Annotated in this window: 16 protein-coding genes; 9 read left to right on the top strand and 7 right to left on the bottom strand. The window is 68.4% G+C overall.

What is annotated here, in order from left to right; translation table 11 throughout:
* The first annotated feature begins 36 nt into the window (after positions 1-36).
* On the top strand, positions 37-2,052 hold the full coding sequence (locus tag AC07VX_RS15790; RefSeq protein WP_493166404.1) for a S9 family peptidase: 2,016 nt from the start codon (positions 37-39) through the stop codon (positions 2,050-2,052).
* Positions 2,053-2,076: 24 nt separating this feature from the next.
* The gene (locus tag AC07VX_RS15785) at positions 2,077-4,089 is read left to right on the top strand and encodes an alpha/beta hydrolase family protein (RefSeq protein ID WP_493166405.1); all 2,013 of its coding nucleotides are present in this window, start codon (positions 2,077-2,079) and stop codon (positions 4,087-4,089) included.
* Here the strand turns inward: AC07VX_RS15785 and AC07VX_RS15780 are convergent, their stop codons facing one another.
* The 6 genes from AC07VX_RS15780 to AC07VX_RS15755 all read right to left on the bottom strand — a co-directional run bounded on the left by AC07VX_RS15780 (position 4,090) and on the right by AC07VX_RS15755 (position 11,307).
* Positions 4,090-4,587, bottom strand: coding sequence for an FxDxF family PEP-CTERM protein (locus AC07VX_RS15780; protein ID WP_493166406.1), 498 nt, complete (start codon positions 4,585-4,587; stop codon positions 4,090-4,092). It abuts the gene before it with no gap.
* A 196-nt stretch (positions 4,588-4,783) separates the two neighbouring features.
* Positions 4,784-7,111 carry a DNA topoisomerase IV subunit A gene (parC, locus tag AC07VX_RS15775; protein WP_493166407.1) on the bottom strand — a complete coding sequence of 776 codons (2,328 nt, stop codon included), beginning with the start codon at positions 7,109-7,111 and terminating at the stop codon, positions 4,784-4,786.
* Positions 7,108-7,764: a lytic transglycosylase domain-containing protein gene (locus AC07VX_RS15770; RefSeq protein WP_493166408.1), complete on the bottom strand. Its 657-nt coding sequence runs from the start codon at positions 7,762-7,764 to the stop codon at positions 7,108-7,110. Before AC07VX_RS15770 ends, parC begins: the two co-directional genes overlap by 4 nt.
* Positions 7,761-8,285, bottom strand: a complete 525-nt coding sequence (locus AC07VX_RS15765) for a GNAT family N-acetyltransferase (protein ID WP_493166409.1) — start codon at positions 8,283-8,285, stop codon at positions 7,761-7,763. The genes AC07VX_RS15770 and AC07VX_RS15765 overlap by 4 nt, the downstream gene beginning before the upstream one ends.
* Entirely contained in the window at positions 8,282-9,313 is a 1,032-nt protein-coding gene (locus AC07VX_RS15760; protein ID WP_493166410.1) for a histone deacetylase family protein, read from the bottom strand. The genes AC07VX_RS15765 and AC07VX_RS15760 overlap by 4 nt, the downstream gene beginning before the upstream one ends.
* A complete protein-coding gene (locus tag AC07VX_RS15755; protein WP_493166411.1) occupies positions 9,313-11,307 on the bottom strand; it encodes a DNA topoisomerase IV subunit B in 1,995 nt (664 codons plus the stop codon). Before AC07VX_RS15755 ends, AC07VX_RS15760 begins: the two co-directional genes overlap by 1 nt.
* Positions 11,308-11,389: 82 nt before the next feature.
* Here AC07VX_RS15755 and AC07VX_RS15750 point away from each other — a divergent pair, with 82 nt between their 5' ends.
* The 7 genes from AC07VX_RS15750 to AC07VX_RS15720 are packed head-to-tail and all read left to right on the top strand — an operon-like array spanning position 11,390 to position 17,561.
* Complete coding sequence (locus tag AC07VX_RS15750) at positions 11,390-12,730, top strand: amidohydrolase family protein (RefSeq protein WP_493166412.1); 1,341 nt, start codon at positions 11,390-11,392, stop codon at positions 12,728-12,730.
* Between the two features lie 13 nt (positions 12,731-12,743).
* A complete protein-coding gene (locus tag AC07VX_RS15745; protein WP_493166413.1) occupies positions 12,744-13,967 on the top strand; it encodes an MFS transporter in 1,224 nt (407 codons plus the stop codon).
* Positions 13,964-14,089, top strand: a complete 126-nt coding sequence (locus AC07VX_RS15740; protein WP_493166414.1) for a hypothetical protein — start codon at positions 13,964-13,966, stop codon at positions 14,087-14,089. Before AC07VX_RS15745 ends, AC07VX_RS15740 begins: the two co-directional genes overlap by 4 nt.
* A complete protein-coding gene (locus AC07VX_RS15735) occupies positions 14,086-14,592 on the top strand; it encodes a class I SAM-dependent methyltransferase (protein ID WP_493166415.1) in 507 nt (168 codons plus the stop codon). Before AC07VX_RS15740 ends, AC07VX_RS15735 begins: the two co-directional genes overlap by 4 nt.
* A 41-nt stretch (positions 14,593-14,633) precedes the next feature.
* A complete protein-coding gene (gene dapA / locus AC07VX_RS15730) occupies positions 14,634-15,515 on the top strand; it encodes a 4-hydroxy-tetrahydrodipicolinate synthase (protein ID WP_493166416.1) in 882 nt (293 codons plus the stop codon).
* Positions 15,516-15,571: 56 nt separating this feature from the next.
* Complete coding sequence (gene bamC, locus AC07VX_RS15725; protein ID WP_493166610.1) at positions 15,572-16,750, top strand: NlpB/DapX family lipoprotein; 1,179 nt, start codon at positions 15,572-15,574, stop codon at positions 16,748-16,750.
* 31 nt (positions 16,751-16,781) lie between these two features.
* Entirely contained in the window at positions 16,782-17,561 is a 780-nt protein-coding gene (locus AC07VX_RS15720; RefSeq protein ID WP_493166417.1) for an MBL fold metallo-hydrolase, read from the top strand.
* A 128-nt stretch (positions 17,562-17,689) separates the two neighbouring features.
* Here AC07VX_RS15720 and AC07VX_RS15715 read toward each other — a convergent pair whose 3' ends face one another.
* Positions 17,690-17,896 carry a hypothetical protein gene (locus tag AC07VX_RS15715; protein WP_493166418.1) on the bottom strand — a complete coding sequence of 69 codons (207 nt, stop codon included), beginning with the start codon at positions 17,894-17,896 and terminating at the stop codon, positions 17,690-17,692.
* Positions 17,897-17,933 lie beyond the last annotated feature (37 nt).

Here is a 17,933-nt window from a genome sequence, read left to right as displayed (position 1 = left end):
TCGATTAGGCTTCGCCCCGTTTTTCAGGGAGAAGTCATGAGATCCATCGCACGGGCCATCGCAGCCCTGGCCCTGCTGTCGTCCACCATCGCTGGCGCCCAGGCACCGAAGCTACCCATCGAGGCCTTCTTCAGGCCGCCGGCTTTCGAGCGCGCCGTGCTGTCGCCAGACCAGAGCCACGTCGCGGTACTGGTCAACCGCCCTGGCGAGCGCACCAGACTGGCCCTGGCGCGCCTGGACGATGACAGCCCCACCGATGTGGTTGCCGCGGTCGACCAGCTCGACGTCAGCAGCGTCCACTGGCTCAGTCCGACGCGCCTGGTGTTCCAGGCCGGCCAGCGGCATGAGCTGCGCGACACGCCGATCTCGGTGGGCCTGTGGGTGCTGGACGTGCCCAGCGGCGAAGTGAAGCAGCTGATCTCCACCCGCTACAACATGACGGCCGGTGAGGCCCAGCTGGGCACGCGCATCAAAGAAGCCGTGGACAAGCTGCTGCCCTGGACCTGGCGGCTGCTGCGCGCGCTGGACGACGGCAGCGACGACGTCATGGTGCAGCGCTACACCTGGGACGAGACGGGCGAGTTCAGCCACGAAGTGCTGGGGCGGCTGAACACCCGTACGGGCAAGCTGACGCTGATCACGGAGAACGTGCCCAACCACGTGGCGCAATGGCTGGTGGACCGCCAGGGCCAGCCCCAGGCCTGCATCACCTACGAGGGTGCCGGCTTCGGCGTGCATCTCTTCGACGCCGACACCAAGGCCTGGAAGCTCTGGCGCTCGGGCCGCCGCAACATCGACGCCATGCCAATGCCGCTGGCCCGCCTGCCCGGCGGCGACCTGCTGGTGGCCGGCTACGACCGTGCCGAGTCCAAAGGCGACATCCGCGTCGTGCAACGCTTCAGCGCGGCCGGTGAAGCGCGCCAGACCCTGCTGAGCATTCCCGGCTACGACTGGACCGGCCAGGTCGTGGTGGACCGCGACAGCGGCCGGCCCCTGGGTCTGCGCTACGAGGCCGACGCCGCCGACACCGCCTGGTTCGACAAGGACATGAAGGCCTTGCAGGCCGAGGTCGACAAGCTGCTGCCCGCAACGGTCAACCACATCAGCTGCCGCGACTGCCTGAAGGACAGGCGCGTGCTCGTCCACGCGGCGTCGGACCGCCAGCCGGAAATCATCTACGTCTACGACCGCGACAGCCGTCAGATCAAGACGCTGTTTCGCTCGCGTCCGACGCTGAAGGCGGCCGACATGGCGCCGCGCGAGGTGCTGCGCGTGAATACGCGCGACGGGCTGGACATGCCCATGCAGCTGACCAAGCCACTGGGAGCGGCCGGCGCACGGCCGGCCGTCGTGCTGGTGCATGGCGGCCCCTGGGTGCGCGGCAACCACTGGTACTGGAGCGACATGGCCCAGTTCCTGGCCAACCGCGGCTACCTGGTCATCGAGCCCGAGTTCCGTGGCAGCGAGGGCTATGGCCTGCGTCACGAAAACCTCGGCCGCAAGCAGTGGGGCCAGGCCATGCAGGCCGACCTCGCCGACGCGGCGCAATGGGCCGTCGACAAGGGCCTGGCCGACGGCCAGCGCATCTGCATCGCTGGCGCCAGCTACGGCGGCTACGCGACGCTGATGGGCCTGGTGCGCCATCCCGAGCTCTTCCGCTGCGGCTTCGAATGGGTGGGCGTGACCGACCTTGGCGCGATGTTCAGCCGCAGCCGCACCGACATCCAGAGCCTGTGGGAGCACGACCTCCGGCAGCTGATCGGCGACCCCGAGAAGGACGCGCAGATGTTCGCCGACAACTCGCCCGTGCGGCAGGCCGCCAGGATCAAGCAACCGCTGCTGATGGCCTACGGCGCCGAGGACCGCCGCGTCGAGGCCCAGCAGGGCGTTGACATGAAGAAGGCCCTGGAAGCGGCTGGCTACGCCGGCCTGGAATGGGTCGTCTACCCGAACGAGGGCCATGGCTGGCGCTCGCTGGAGACGAACAAGGACTTCTGGGGGCGTGTCGAACGCTTCCTGGAGCGACACATCGGTGGCGCCGCCAAGCCCTGACCAACCCACGCCGGAAGCCCTCTCATGAAATTCATCGCCCGGGCCGGCGCGCTGCTGGCCCTGCTGTCGTCCACTCTGGCTGCCGCCCAGGCGCCCAGGCTGCCCGTCGAGACCTTCATGCGGCCGCCCATGTTCCTGGGCGCGCAACTGTCCCCCGACCTGGGCAAGGTCGCGGTGCTGGTGAACCGCCCCGGCGAGCGCACGCAGCTCGCCATGCTGGACCTGGAGAACGGCAACAGCACGCGACTGGTGGCGTCCGTCGACAACCGCGATGTCATCGGCGTGCACTGGCTGACGCCGACGCGGCTGGTCTTCCACGTCGGGCAGGCGAACCTGCTGCGCGACGAGCCCCTGAGCAACGGCCTGTGGCTGCTGGACCTGCCCAGCGGCGACGTCCGCCAGCTCATCGACGACCAGCCCAAGCCGGTCATCAACCGCGTGGGCAGCAAGGCCGAGGTCGACCGCGTGCTGCCCTGGGAATGGAGCGTCGTGCGGGTGCTGGACGACGGCAGCGAGGAGGTGATGGTGCAGCGCGTCGAGTGGGATTCGACGGGCGAGGTGAGCCACCTCGTGCTGGGCCGGCTCAACACCCGAACCGGCAAGCTCAGGCTCGAAACCGAGAACGTGCCGGCCCATGTGCGCCATTGGTCCGTCGACCACCATGGCAAGGCCTTCGCCTGCATCACCTACGACGGCCCAGACTTCGGCGTGCACCTCTTCGACGAAGAGAGCAGGGCCTGGAAGCGCTGGCGCACCGGCCGGCGCAACGTCGACGAATGGCCCATCCCGCTCGCACGGCTGGCAGGTGGCGACCTGCTTGTGAGCGCGTCCGACGAGGGCAGCCCGCATGACGACATCCGCGTCGTGCGCCGCCTCAAGACGACCGAACTCGGCGGCGGCGACACGCTGATCAGCATCCCCGGCTACGACTGGGCCGGCGAGGCCATCCTGGACCCCGCGAGCAACCGGCTGCAGGGCCTGACCTATGAAGCGGACGTGGCCGACACCGCCTGGTTCGACCGCGACATGAAGGCGCTGCAGGACGGCATCGACAAGAAGCTCTCCAGCACCGTCAACCTCCTCCAGTGCCGCGACTGCCGCAATGACCGCCGTCTGCTCGTGCTCTCGCGCTCGGACCGGCAACCCGAGATCACCTATCTCTACGACCGTGCCGACGGCAGTCTCCAGGCCCTGTTCCGCTCGCAGCCAGGTATCAACGCGGCCGAGATGGCGCCGCGCGAGGTGCTGCGCATCAAGACACGCGACGGCGTCGCCATGCCGCTCCAGCTCACCCGGCCGCTGGGCCCCCCACGGCCCCGCCCGGCGATCGTGCTGGTGCACGGCGGGCCCTGGATGCGCGGCAACCACTGGTTCTGGGAAGAGCACGCTCAGTTCCTGGCCAACCGGGGATATCTGGTCATCGAACCCGAATTCCGCGGCAGCACGGGCTACGGCACGCGCCATGAGAACCGCGGCCGCAGGCAGTGGGGCCAGGCCATGCAGGCCGACCTCGTCGATGCCGCCCGCTGGGCAGTCGAGAAGGGCATGGCAGACCCCAAGCGCATCTGCATCGCCGGCCCAAGCTACGGCGGCTATGCCACGCTGATGGGGCTGATCCGTGACCCTGACGTCTTCGCCTGCGGTTTCGAATGGGCCGGCGTCACCGGCCTGGACTTCCTCTTCAGCCGCAACAGCACCGACGTCGGCGATCTCTTCAAGAGCTACGACCTGCCACAACTGGTAGGAGACCCCGTGGCCGACGCGCAGATGTTGGCGGACAACTCACCGGTGCGGCAGGCCGCCAAGCTCAAGCGCCCGCTGCTCATGGCCTACGGCGCCGAGGACACGCGCGTTGCGATCAAGCAGGGCTTCGCCATGAAAGAGGCCCTGGCAGCGGCGGGCTACCAGGGCCTGGAATGGGTCGTCTATCCGAACGAGGGCCATGGCTGGCGCGCGCTGGAGACGAACAAGGATTTCTGGGGGCGTGTCGAGCGCTTCCTGGAGCGCCACATCGGCGGCGCCCCGGTCAAGCCCTGATCAACGATCGCGACGGCGGCGCGAGACGACAAAGCCGATGACGCCGAGGCCGGCGCCCAGCAGGGCGTAGGTCTCGGGTTCCGGCACCGGCACTGCGGTCGCCGCCGAATTGATCGAGTAGGCCGCGACGCCGCTCGCGAAACCAAACACCGAGTAGTAGTAGTTGCCGGCCCCCAGGGTCACGGTATGCACCGTCGGCGGACCGCCAAAGGTCCAGGCCGCCACACCCACGTCGTCAGACGTGCCGACCAAGCCGTCTCCGCCCACCGAGAACAGGCTGTAGGTCGCCGGCATGATGGTGCCCAGCGACGTCACGCTGCTGGCCACGTCGGACCGGGCACCCAGGGAAAAACTGAAGGTGTCGAAGATAACGCCTCCGGCACCGAGGCCGAGGGCACTTTCGAGCAGATCATGCGAGCCCCAGCTGGTGGCTGTGGCATGGCTGCTCATCGCGGTGAATGCCACCACGGAGGCGGCGGCAATGGATTTCAACTTCATTGGTAGCTCCTGACTGACGGTCAAGCACAACCGCCGAAAATCATTGTGCGGTGCAGCGAAGTTATGAAAAGCCGCATAGCCCCTTCGGCCTAGGGAGGCCCAGGAACCTTCTTGTAGCGCGGTGTAAGCGCAGGCCGGATCTTTGTCAGATGTGCACCAAGTCACGGCGCCATGACACCTTTTCTGAGCGCATGCCTCAATCGGTGCTCAGCCTCGCCACCTTCTGGAGTCCATCCACCGCCTTGCCCTTGCGGGCACGCTTGCCGGCGTGAGCCGCCAGGGATTGGTTCTTCAGCATCTCCTCGCGCGGCTTGCCGCCGCGGCCGCTGCCGAGCACGCGCAGCTGGGTCGTGAAGCAGGCCACCGATGCAACGCTGTCCTTTGCCTCCAGGTCCATCAGCATCAGGCCCTTGCCGCCCTTGGGCTGGTGCTTGAGCTCGTCCAGCGGGAAGCTCAGCAATCGGCCCTGCGCGCTGAGCACGCCGAGCTGGAGGGCGACGGCGTCGTCAGGCACGCTGGCCAGCAACGGCACTTCGCCATCGTCCAGCGCCAGGAAGGTCTTGCCGGCTTTCTGGCGGCCGACGAGGTCGCCGATCTGGGCGATCAGGCCATAACCCGTTGAACCTGCGAACACCAGCCGCTGCGCCGGCGCGCCGGCCACGTAGTGGGCGATCTGGCTGCCGCTCTCCAGCTCGATCATGGTCGTGATGGGCTGGCCGTCGCCCCGGCCGCCCGGCAGCGTCGACACGGGCACCGAGTAGACGCGGCCATTGCTGCCCACGACGATGAGCGGATCGACGCTGCGGCAGCGGAAGTGGCCCCAGAGGGCGTCGCCGGCCTTGAAGGTCTGCGCGGCCACGTCCACTTCGTGGCCCTTGAGTGCCCTCACCCAGCCCTTCTGGCTGACGATGACGGTGACGGGCTCGTCGACGATCTTCACCTCGGCGACGACGCGCTTCTCGGCCTGGATCAGTGTGCGGCGGTCGTCGCCGTACTGCTTGGCGTCCGCCTCGATTTCCTTGATCACGGTACGCCGCAGCGCGGCCGCCGAGCCCAGGATGTCCTCCAGCTTGGTGCGTTCGTCGCGCAGCTTGGACAGCTCCTGCTCGATCTTGATGGCCTCCAGCCGCGCGAGCTGGCGCAGCCGGATTTCGAGAATGTCCTCGGCCTGGCGGTCGCTCAGGTTGAAGCGGGCGATCAAAGCCTCCTTGGGCTCGTCCGACTCGCGGATGATGCGGATGACTTCGTCGATGTTCAGCAGCACCAGTTGCCGGCCTTCGAGCACGTGGATGCGCTCGTTGACCTTGGCCAGACGGTGCTCGGTGCGGCGGCGCACCGTCGTCTGACGGAAGCCCACCCACTCGGTCAGCACTTCGCGCAGGCTCTTCTGTGTCGGCCGGCCGTCGGCGCCGATCATCGTCAGGTTGACCGAGGCGCTGCTCTCCAGGCTGGTGTGGGCCAGCAAGGCGTTGATGAGGTCCTGCTGCTCGACCGTGCGGCTCTTGGGCTCGAAGACGATGCGCACGGCGGCGTCCTTGCTGGACTCGTCGCGCACGCCGTCCAGCACAGCCAGCAGGCTGGCCTTGAGCTGCAGCTGCTCGGCCGTCAGCGTCTTCTTGCCGGCCTTGACCTTGGGGTTGGACAGCTCCTCGATCTCTTCCAGCACCTTCTGGGCGCTGGTGCCGTGGGGCAGCTCGGTGACAACGAGTTGCCACTGGCCGCGGGCCAGATCCTCGATCTTCCAGCGCGCGCGTACCTTGAGGCTGCCGCGGCCGCAGGTGTAGGCGGCGCGGATCTCCTCGGGCGCGCTGATCAGCTGGCCGCCACCGGGGAAGTCGGGGCCCGGGATCAGGTCGAACAGCGCATCGTCGGAGAGCTGGTCGTCCTTCAGCAGCGCAACGGCGGCGGCAGCAACCTCGCGCAGGTTGTGGCTGGGGATCTCGGTGGCCAGGCCCACGGCAATGCCGCTGGCGCCGTTCAGCAGCGCGAAGGGCAGGCGCGCCGGCAGCTCGACGGGCTCCTGCGTCGTGCCGTCGTAGTTGGGCCGGAAGTCCACCGTGCCTTCGTCGATCTCGTCCAGCACCAGACGAGCGATAGGGGCCAGGCGCGCTTCCGTGTAACGCATCGCCGCGGCGCCGTCGCCGTCGCGGCTGCCGAAGTTGCCGTGGCCGTCGATGAGGGGATAGCGCAGCGAGAAATCCTGGGCCATGCGCACCAGCGCGTCGTAGACCGACTGGTCGCCGTGCGGATGAAAGCTGCCGAGCACGTCGCCCACCACCTTGGCGCCCTTGACGGGCTTGGCGCCGGAGTTCCCGCTCCAGCCCAGGCCCAGGCGCTGCATCGAGTAGAGGATGCGGCGCTGCACGGGTTTCTGGCCGTCGGCGTAGGACGGCAGCGCGCGGCCCTTGACGACGCTGAGCGCGTATTCGAGATAGGCCTGCTGGGCGTAGGCGGCCAGGGTCAGCGCGTTGCTGCCGTCGCCCTCGGTCGGGGCGGTGAAGTCGATGGTGGTCTGGGAACTCATGGATGCAAGGTCAGGCGCTGCGCGCGGGCCGGCTGGCTCTGCTGCAGCAGGGCCCAGTACAGCTCGAGGACGAGATGCACATGGGCCTGGGTTTCATCGATGTCGGGCACGCGGTTGCCGGCGCGGCGTACGGCGCCCTCGCCGGCATTCCAGGCCGCCAGGGCCGCGTCGATGCGACCGAAGCGGCGCATCAGGTCGGCCAGCATGCGCGCGCCGGTGTGGATGTTGATGCGCGGCTCGATGAGCCGCGCGGCGTCGGCCGGCGTCGCGTAGCGGCTGGCCGTCTCGGGGGTGATCTGCATCAGGCCCAGCGCCCCGCGCGGCGACACCGCACCGCGCTGGTAGCCGGACTCGACGGCGATGACGGCCTTCAGCAGTTCGGCGTCGACCCCCGTCTTCTCGGCTGCCTCGCGCACCCAGGGCTGCACGGCCTTGACCTCGGGGGCAATGTCCAGCCAGTTCAGCAGGGCCGGGCCGGCGTCGGTCTTGCCCGGCACGCGCTGCATGCCGGCACCGCCCAGCACGGGCGCGTAGCGCGCATCGATCCGGCGCGAGGCGAAATGTGCCACGCCGACCGCATCGACATAGCCCCACAGCTCGGCGCGCGCCGGCAGCGCGAGGAGCAGCAGCAGCCAGGGCAGCCAGCGCCTCATGCCGACTCCAGCCCCAGGGCCACGCGGGCCTGGTATTCGCGGTCGAGCAGCGACATGACGATCAGCGAGTCGTAGCCGTCGGCGCCGTCGATGGTCACGCGCACGCTCTCGCGCAGCCGGCCTTCCTCGACAAAGCCTTCGCTCTGGTACAGCCTGAGCGCCCGCGTGTTCAGCGCCTTGACATCCAGCCAGAAGCGGTGCGCCTTGAGCTGCGTGAAGGCCATGGCCTTGAGCTGGCGCACGGCCGAGCGGCCCAGGCCACGGCCCTTGGGTTGCAGCACCAGGCGCTTGAGCTCGACGGAGCCGTTGGGGTTGCGACAACCCTGCAGGATGACAAAGCCGATGCGCTCCAGCCCATCGCCCTCTTCGACGACGAAGTGGCGCGAGTCCGGGAAGCGGATGGCACCCTCGTGCTGAGGCCTCTCCCAGGGCGTGATGAAGGGCAGGTTGGCGCCGTCGCGCTCGACCGAGACGACCCAGTCGAGATCGGAAAGCATGGTCGGGCGCAATCTCAGGCTCATGTGCCCTCGAAACCGGTCAGCACGGCGACGACGTTGCGGCCGATGGCCTCGGTCGCATAGCCGCCCTCCTGGACGAAGAGTGTCGGCGCGCCAAAGGCGGCCAGACGGCGACCCATGGCCCGGAACTCGGGTTCGTCCAGTTTGAAGTGGGAAATGGGGTCGCCACCGTAGGTGTCCACGCCGAGGGACACGATGAGCAGATCGGGCTTGTAGGCACTCAACCGCGCGAGGGCCTGCTCCAGCGCGGCGAACCAGTCCTCGTTGGCGACCCCCACCGGCAGCGGGAAGTTGGCATTGAAGCCGGCGCCCTCGCCCGCACCGGTCTCGTCGGCATGACCGAGGAAGAAGGGGTACTCGGTGCGCGGATCGCCGTGGATGCTGGCGTAGAAGACATCGGCGCGGTCGTAGAAGATGGCCTGAGTGCCATTGCCGTGGTGGTAGTCCACATCCAGGATGGCCACGCGCTTGAGGCCTGCATCGCGTGCCGCCTGCGCAGCCACGGCAGCGTTGTTGACGAAGCAGTAGCCACCGAAGAAGTCGGCGCCAGCGTGGTGGCCGGGCGGGCGGGTCAGCACATAGGCCGAACGCTGGCCGGCGAGCACCAGGTCCAGCGCCGTCAGCGAGGCCTGGGCGCCGGCATCGGCCGCGGCCCAGCTGCCGGCCGTCAGCGGCGTGCCGCTGTCCATTGAGTACAGGCCCATGCGGGCCGCGAAGCTGGCGGGCTCGATGTCGCTGCGCAGGGAGCGCACGGGCCACACGGCCGGGAAGGCGTCGCCCTCCCCGCCAGTGGCCAGCCACTCGGCGTGGGCGCCCTGGAGGAAGTCCAGGTAGCGCGTCGAATGCACACGCTCCAGCGGTACGCGGCCATGGTCGACGGGCGAAAGCACCTCGCCCAGACCGGCCTTGTGCACGGCGTGCAGGATGTAGTCGGCCCGCGCCGGGATCTCGAACGCCGGCACCAGACGGCCGCGGAAGAACTCATGCGTCGCCGCATGGGCCGCGTGCACAGCGTTATAGACCGTCTGCATCAGACGTCGACCTCGATGGCGTCGCCGTGCAGCTCCATCAATTCGCGGCGCGAGGCGGCCTCGCCCTTGCCCATCAGCTTGTTGAAGGCGTCCACGGTCGCGGCGAAATCGAGCTGGCCGTACTCGACGCGCGACAGGCGGCGCGTCTCTGGGTTCAGCGTCGTGTCCCACAGTTGCTCGGCACTCATCTCACCCAGGCCCTTGAAGCGGCTGATGCTCCAGCTGCCTTCGCGGGCGCCTTCCTTGCGCAGCTTGTCCAGCGTGGCGGTCAGCTCGCCGTCGTCCAGTGCATACAGCTTCGCAGCCGGCTTCTTGCCGCGGGCCGGTGCGTCCACACGGTACAGCGGCGGGCGGGCGACGAAGACATGCCCCGTCTCGACCAGCTTGGGGAAGTGGCGGAAAAAGAGTGTGAGCAGCAGCACCTGGATGTGCGAGCCGTCGACGTCGGCATCGGACAGGATGCAGACCTTGCCGTAGCGCAGGCCGGAGAGGTCCGGCGTGTCGTTGGGGCCGTGCGGGTCCACGCCAAGAGCCACCGAGATGTCGTGGATCTCGTTGTTCTTGAACAGCAGGTCACGCTCGACCTCCCAGGCGTTCAGCACCTTGCCACGCAGCGGCAGGATGGCCTGGGTCTCCTTGTCGCGGCCCATCTTGGCGCTGCCGCCGGCGGAGTCACCCTCGACGAGGAAGACCTCGTTGTGCAGCAGGTCGCGGCTCTCGCAGTCAGTGAGCTTGCCCGGCAGCACGGCCACGCCCGAGCCCTTGCGCTTCTCGACCTTCTGGCTGGCGCGCTGGCGCGTCTGGGCCTGCTTGATGACGAGCTCGGCCAGCTTCTTGCCATGCTCGACATGGTGGTTCAGCCACAGCTCGAAGGCCGGCTTGACATAGGCCGACACCAGGCGCAGCGCGTCGCGGGAGTTCAGGCGCTCCTTGGTCTGGCCCTGGAACTGCGGGTCCAGCACCTTGGCCGACAGCACGAAGCTGGCGCGAGAGAACACGTCGTCGGGCATCAGCTTCACACCCTTGGGCAGCAGCGAGTGCATCTCGATGAAGCCCTTGACGGCGCCGAAGAGGCCGTCCTTGAGCCCGGACTCGTGGGTGCCACCGGCCACCGTCGGGATGAGGTTGACGTAACTCTCGCGCAGCGGCGAACCGTCTTCCGTGAAGGCCACGCACCAGGCGGCGCCCTCGCCTTCGGCGAAGTTCTCGCTCTCGCCGGCGCCGGCAAAGCCCTCGCCCTCGAAGGACGGGATGATGGGATCGGCCGTGAGGGCCTGGGCCAGGTAGTCGCGCAGGCCGGCCTTGTACTGCCAGGTCGTCACCTCGCCGGTCTTCTCGATCTTCAGCGTGACCGTCACGCCCGGCATCAGCACGGCCTTGGAGCGCAGCAGGTGCACCAGCTCATGCCTGGGCAGCTCGGCGGTCTCGAAATACTTGGCCTCGGGCCAGACACGCACCGTCGTGCCCTGCTTGCGATCGCCGCTGGCGGCCGGCCGTACCACCACCTGCTGGACGACGTCGCCATGTTCGAACGCGATGCCGGCCACCTGCTTGTCGCGCCAGACGGCCACTTCCAGCCGCTTGGCCAGCGCGTTGGTGACGGACACACCCACGCCGTGCAGGCCACCCGAGAAGCTGTAGGCGCCGCCTGAACCCTTGTCGAACTTGCCGCCGGCATGCAGGCGGGTGAAGACGATCTCGACGACGGGCACGCCTTCCTCGGGGTGAAGGCCGAAGGGGATGCCGCGTCCGTCGTCGGCGACCGAGACCGATCCATCCACATGCAGGGTGAGGTCGATGCGCTTGCCAAAACCCGCCAGCGCCTCGTCGGCGGCGTTGTCGATGACCTCCTGGATGCAGTGCAGGGGGTTCTCGGTGCGGGTGTACATGCCCGGCCGCTGCTTGACGGGCTCCAGGCCCTTCAGAACACGGATGGAGGCTTCGCCGTAAGCGGCAGGTGAAGCAGGGGAAGTGGCGGGAGGACGGCTGGACATAGGGGCGGGATTCTAAGAAGTAGGATTCGCGGCCCTCGAAAACGAGTCCTGCCGCTTGAGATTCCTGATCGCTTGCTTGTTGATGACCTGTATTTTTTCACAGGCCCAGACAACCGCTCCCCCGCAGCAGCCCTACCAAGCCAGCGCCCCGCTGAGCTGGGAGCTGAAGAACGCCCGCTGGTTCGACGGCCGGCAGATCCAGCGCGGCAACCTCTACGTCGAGAACGGCGTCTTCGTTGCCAAGAAGCCGCCCAAGGTCAACCGCAAGATGGACATGCGCGGCCAGGTGCTGATCGGCCCGCTGGCCGAGGCGCACAACCACAACCTGCAGACAGCCTGGGGTTGGGGCCAGTACGCTGACAAATACATCGACGAAGGCGTGTTCTACGCCGCCATGTTGTGCGGCGACCCCCAGAGCGTCGCCGACGTCAGGCCTCTGGCCGCCACGCCGGCCGCGCCGGACGTCAGCTTCGTCACCGCCTGCATCACCTCGCCCGACGGCTACCCGCTGGCCGCCGTGCTGCCCCAGCCCAGCCCCGAGGCGGCAGCAGCGCAGAACCAGATCGTCCTCGTCGACGGCCCCGAGCAGGCCCGCAGCCTGTGGCCGCTCATCAAGGCCCGCGGAGGCAACTGGCTGCGCATCGTGCTGGCCCACAGCGAGCGGCCCGAGCTGCGCCAGCAGCCGGCCATGTTCGGCCGCCTGGGCCTGCGGCCCGACACCGCGGCCGAGCTGACGCGCCTGGCCCATGCCGAGGGCCGGCGCGTCGTCGCCCATGTCGAGACGGCGGCCGATTTCGACGCGGCGCTGACGGCGGGCGTGGACGCCATCGCCCACCTGCCCGGCTATGCCAACACGCTGGACGAGGCACCCGAGGCCTTCGCGATCAGCGAGGCCGCCGCGGCACAGGCAGCACGCCAGCGCACGGCCGTCATCACGACCACGGCCGCCACGGCTCTCTTCAATCTCGACGCTCCGCCACTCGCCGCGCTGCGCGAGGTGCAGCGCGCCAACCTGGCCCGGCTGCAGTCCGCCGGCGTGCCGCTGCTGGTGGGCTCCGACGTCTTCATCGGCACCGCCCGGGCGGAGCTGCATGCCCTGGACGCCCTGGGGCTGGACCGCGCGACGCTGCTGCGCCTGGCCACGCAGGACACGCCGCGCGCCCTCTTCCCCGGGCGCAAGCTCGGCTGCTTCGAGCCCGGCTGCGAAGCCAGTTTCCTGGTGCTGGGCGGCGACCCGCTCGCCGACCTGGCCCAGGTCGACACCCCCATGCTGCGCGTCAGGCAGGGCCGGCTGCTGACGCGGCTGGCCGACGTGGCGGCCTCCAGCTCCCAGGCCAGCGCCTCCACCGCCGACCCGCCCAAGGCCGCCAAAAAGAAGCCGGCCGGCAAATCCAAGACGGCCAGCAAGGCCAAGCGGCGCTGATTACAGTCGCCCGATGAACACTCCCCGCCCCGCCGCCACCGGCCTGTCCGTCCAGCAGGTGCTGCTGTGCGGCGCCATGATCGTCACGCTGTCGATGGGCATTCGCCACGGCTTCGGCTTCTGGCTGCAGCCCATCATCACGGAGCGCGGCTGGACGCGCGAGACCTTCTCCTTCGCGATGGCGGTGCAGAACCTGTCATGGGGCATTGCCGGCCCGATCGCCGGCATGCTGGCCGACCGCTTCGGCGCCTGGAAGGTGCTCATCGGTGGCGGCCTGGCCTATGCCGGCGGCCTGCTGCTGATGGCCGTGACCAGCCACCCCACGAGCTTCACCCTGGGTGCGGGCGTGCTGATCGGCATCGCCCAGTCGGGCTCGACCTATGCCGTCATCTACGGCGTGCTGGGCCGCACGGTGTCGCCGGACAAGCGCTCCTGGGCCTTCGGCGTCGCCGCGGCCGCGGGCTCGTTCGGCCAGTTCGTCATGATCCCGGTCGAGACTTGGCTGATCGGCCATCTCGGTTGGCAGGGCGCCCTCTACCTGCTGGCGGGTGCGGCGCTGCTGATCCTGCCGCTGGCGCTGGGCGTGCGAGAGCGCAGCGTGGCGGCTTTCAGCGGCGCCCACCAAAGCATCGGTCAGGCCTTGAAGGAGGCCTTCGGCTACCGCAGCTTTCAATTGCTGATGCTGGGCTACTTCGTCTGCGGCTTCCAGGTCGTCTTCATCGGCGTGCACCTGCCAAGCTATCTGAAGGATCACGGCCTGGGCATCGGCGTGTCGACGGGCGCGCTGATGCTGATCGGCCTGTTCAACATCTTCGGCACCTATGCCGCCGGCATGCTGGGCCAGCGCTTCCCCAAGCGCTATCTGCTGTCAGCCATCTACGGCCTGCGGGCGGTGGCCATCGTCATCTTCATCTCGGTACCGCTGACCCCGCTGAGCGTCTACGTCTTCGCGGCCGTCATCGGCTTCCTGTGGCTGTCCACCGTACCGCCGACCAATGCCGTCGTCGCGCAGATCTTCGGCGCACAGCACCTGTCCATGCTGGGCGGCTTCGTCTTCTTCAGCCACCAGATCGGCAGCTTCCTCGGCGTGTGGCTGGGCGGGCGGCTGTACGACGCGACGGGCAGCTACGACGTCGTCTGGTATCTCGCCATTGCGCTGGGCGTGATGGCCATGCTGGCCAATCTGCCGGTGCGCGAGACGCCCATCTCCCGCTCGGCCCAGCCCCAGCCAGCATGAAGCCGGGCCGCTGGATCCTGCCGGCCCTGGGCATCGCGGCCCTGGCGCTGACGACGCTGGCCTACCGGCATCCGGCGGTCATGATCCAGCTCAGCGAGCAGATCTGGGCCTGCTTCGGATGAGCAGCCCGCCCTCGGCCTGGCTGCAGCGATTCGCGCCTCGCCCTCCAGGCACCGCGCTGGACCTGGCCTGCGGCTCGGGACGCAACCTCGTCTGGCTGGCCCAGGCCGGCTGGCAGGTCACCGGCGTCGACCGTGACAGCACCGCCACGGCACCACTGCAAAGCCTTGCAAAGATCATCGATGCCGACATCGAGCACGGCCCCTGGCCGCTGGCCGGACGGGAGTTCGATCTCGTCGTCGTCTGCAACTACCTCTGGCGCCCGCTTTTGGATGCCGTCAAGGCCGCGGTCAGGCCAGGGGGCTGGCTGATCTGGGAAACCTTCGCCGAGGGCCAGCAGACCATCGGCCGCCCGTCGCGGCCCGACTTCCTTCTGCAGCGCGGCGAATTGCTGCGCGTCTGCAGCGACTGGCGCATCGTGGCTTACGAAGACCTGTTCGAAGATGGCGTCAACCCGCGCTTCGTGCAGCGCGTTGCGGCGATCCGGCCGCCCGGGTCACCATGACAGCAGCCTAAAATCATCAGACTCTCAAAGACATTCCCACCATGAAGCCCATCCTCGGCAGCATCGTCGCCCTCGTCACGCCCATGAACGAGGACGGCAGCATCGACTACCCCGCCCTGCGCCGCCTGATCGACTGGCATGTCGAGGAAGGCACGGCCTGCGTCGGCGTCGTCGGAACCACCGGCGAGTCGCCCACCGTCAGCATGGCAGAGAACCGCGAAATCATTCGCGTCGCGGTCGAGCATGCCAAGGGCCGTGTCCCCATCCTGGCCGGCACCGGCGCCAACTCCACGGCCGAGGCCATCGAGCTGAGCCGCTATGCCAAGGAAGTCGGCGCGGATTGCACGCTGTCCGTCGTGCCTTACTACAACAAGCCTTCCCAGGAAGGCATTTACCAGCACTTCAAGGCCATCGCGGAGGCCGTGGACATCCCCATGATGCTCTACAACGTGCCGGGCCGCACCGTTGCCGACATGGCGCCCGAGACCACGCTGCGCTGCGCCAGCCTGCCCGGCGTCTTCGGCGTGAAGGAGGCCACCGGCAACATCGAGCGCGCGGCCTTCCTCATCAAGCACGCGCCGGAAGGCTTCCACATCTACTCGGGCGACGACGGCACCGCCGTCGCGCTGATGCTGCTGGGCGGCCATGGCAATGTCAGCGTGACGGCCAACGTCGCGCCGCGCCAGATGGCCGAGCTGTGCCGCCTGGCCATCGAAGGCAATGCCATCGAGGCCCGCAAGATCCATCTGAAGCTGCTCGGCCTGCACAAGCAGCTGTTCTGCGAACCCAGCCCCGGGCCGGCCAAGTGGGCCCTGTCCCGCCTGGGCCGCTGTGGCGGTGCACTGCGCCTGCCCATCACCCCGATGACGGCGGCCGGACAGGCCAGCGTCGGCCAGGCGATGGTCGAGGCAGGTCTGCTCTAATGCGCGGCTGCGCCGGCAGGGTCCGGCGCCTTTGTTCCCCGGAGATTTCCAGCGTGATGTCTGTTTCCTCGCTTCGCCCCACGGCGACCCGCCTGGCCTGCACGGCCTTTGTCCTGTCGCTCGCCGGCTGCAGCACCATCGACGGCCTGTTCTCGACGGACAAGGTCGACTACAAGGCCGCCTCGCGCCAGACCCAGGGCCTGGACATCCCGCCCGACCTGACCCAGCTCGCCAAGGACAACCGCGCCCAGGTGCAGGGCGGCTCCATCACCGCTTCGGCCCTCTCCGCCGTCAAGCCGGCCAACTCCACGAACGCGCAGGCCCTGGTGGCTGGCAGCGTCGCCGCCAATGCTGCCGGTGACGTGCGCCTGGAGCGCAGCGGTACCGACCGCTGGCTGCACACCTCTGCCACGCCCGAGCAGCTGTGGCCGCAGATCCGCAACTTCTGGCAGGAGCGCGGCCTGGAGGTGATCAAGGAGCAACCCGAGATCGGCACCATGGAGACCAATTGGGGCGAGAACCGCGCCAAGCTGCCGCAGGACTTCATTCGCTCGACCGTCGGCAAGGTCTTCGACGGCCTGTACTCGACCGGCGAGCGCGACATGTACCGCACCCGCGTCGAACGCGGCACGACCGGCACCGACATCTTCATCAGCCACCGCGGCATGCAGGAGGTCTACACCTCGCAGGGCCGCGAGTCGACCGCCTGGCAGACCCGGCCCACCGACCCCTATCTCGAAGCCGAGATGTTGTCGCGCCTGATGCTCAAGCTCGGCGGCAAGGAAGACGCCGCCAAGACCATCGTGGCCGAAGCCGGCAAGCCTGCCCCGGCCACCACGCCCAGCACGCTCAAGGTTGGCGGCGAGACCCAGGCGCCCGTGCGCCGTGCGCTGTCCGAAGTGCCCGACAGCCTTGCCGTCAACGATGGCTTCGACCGCGCGTGGCGCCGCGTCGGCCTGTCGCTGGATCGCCACGGCTTCACCATCGAGGACCGGGACCGGGCGGCCGGCCTGTTCTACCTGCGCTATGCCGACCCCGAGCAGGCCGGCAAGGACGAGCCCAACTTCTTCCAGCGCCTCTTCGGCGCCAAGGCCGCGACGCCGGTGCGCTACCGCGTCTCCGTGAAGGCCGACGGCGTCAAGAGCACGGTGCGCATCCTGGACGACCGCGGCCAGGCCGTCGCGGACGACAACGCCAAGCGCATCCTCGGCCTGCTGATGGACGATCTGAAGTAAGCCAGCCTCCTGCACGGAAGTCGCCGCCGTGATGCGCTTTTGCAGCCTCGGCAGCGGCAGCGGCGGCAACTCGACCTTGGTCGAGGCCAGCCAGGGCATCACGAGCACGCGCCTGCTCGTCGATGCAGGCTTCAGCGTCCGGGAACTCGTCAAACGCCTCGCACGTGCGGGCTGCAAGCCGGAAGAGATCGACGCCGTCTTCATCACGCACGAGCACGGCGACCACATCGGTTGCGCCCTCGCCTTCGCGACACGCTACCGGCTACCCCTGATCACGAGCCGCGGCACCTGGCGTGCGGTCGGCAGCACCGACTTCGATCCGGCCTTGCTTCGGATTGCCAGGGATGGCGAGTCCATGCCTCTCGGAGACATGGCATTGCAGCCCTTTGCCGTGCCGCACGACGCGAATGAGCCGCTGCAGCTGACCCTCGGCGATGGGGCGCTGCGGCTGGGCATCGTCACCGACCTGGGCTGCGCACCGGACGGCGTCGCCGACGCCCTGGCGGGCTGCCAGGCCCTGCTGCTGGAATGCAACCACGACGAGCACCTGCTGCGCAGCGGGCCCTACCACCCAGCGCTGAAGAAGCGCATCCTTGGCAGCCACGGCCATCTGTCGAACGCCGCGGCCGGCGATCTGCTGGCGCGCTGCCGCCATCGCGGGCTGAATCACATCGCTGCCGCCCACCTCAGCGAGCACAACAACACGCCGGAACTGGCACGTGCGGCGCTGAGTCAGGCGGTCAACGCCCAGGACTCAGATATTCGCGTCGTTCACCCGGTGCTAGGTCTGGACTGGGTGACGCTGGGTTGATTCGGCCCGCTCGGGGCGGATGCGCAAAGTTTTGTAATCAAAGACGCCGCCGGCGGCAAAACGTCGCAAAAAAGAAAAAAGCCGCCGCTGCTTGCGCAGCGACGGCTTTTTCCGTGGGGACGAAGCGATTACTTCGAAGCGGCCGAGGCGGCGGCGTCAACGACGGCCGAAGCGGCGGTGTCCACGGCGCTGGCAGCAGCCGAAGCGGCGTCAACAACGGCCGAAGCGGCAGCGGCGACGGGAGCCGGGGCCTCAACCTTGGGTTCTTCCTTCTTGCTGCAAGCGGTCAGAGCAGCAGCAGCCAGCAGGGAAGCCAACAGGATCGACTTATTCATTACTTGTCCTCAAACGTTTAAACGACGGTGCACACCA

This window comes from Roseateles sp. GW821-FHT03B02, assembly GCF_059421025.1.
Note: the sequence above shows the minus strand (reverse complement) of the source record. Positions and strands in the feature narration are given on the sequence as shown.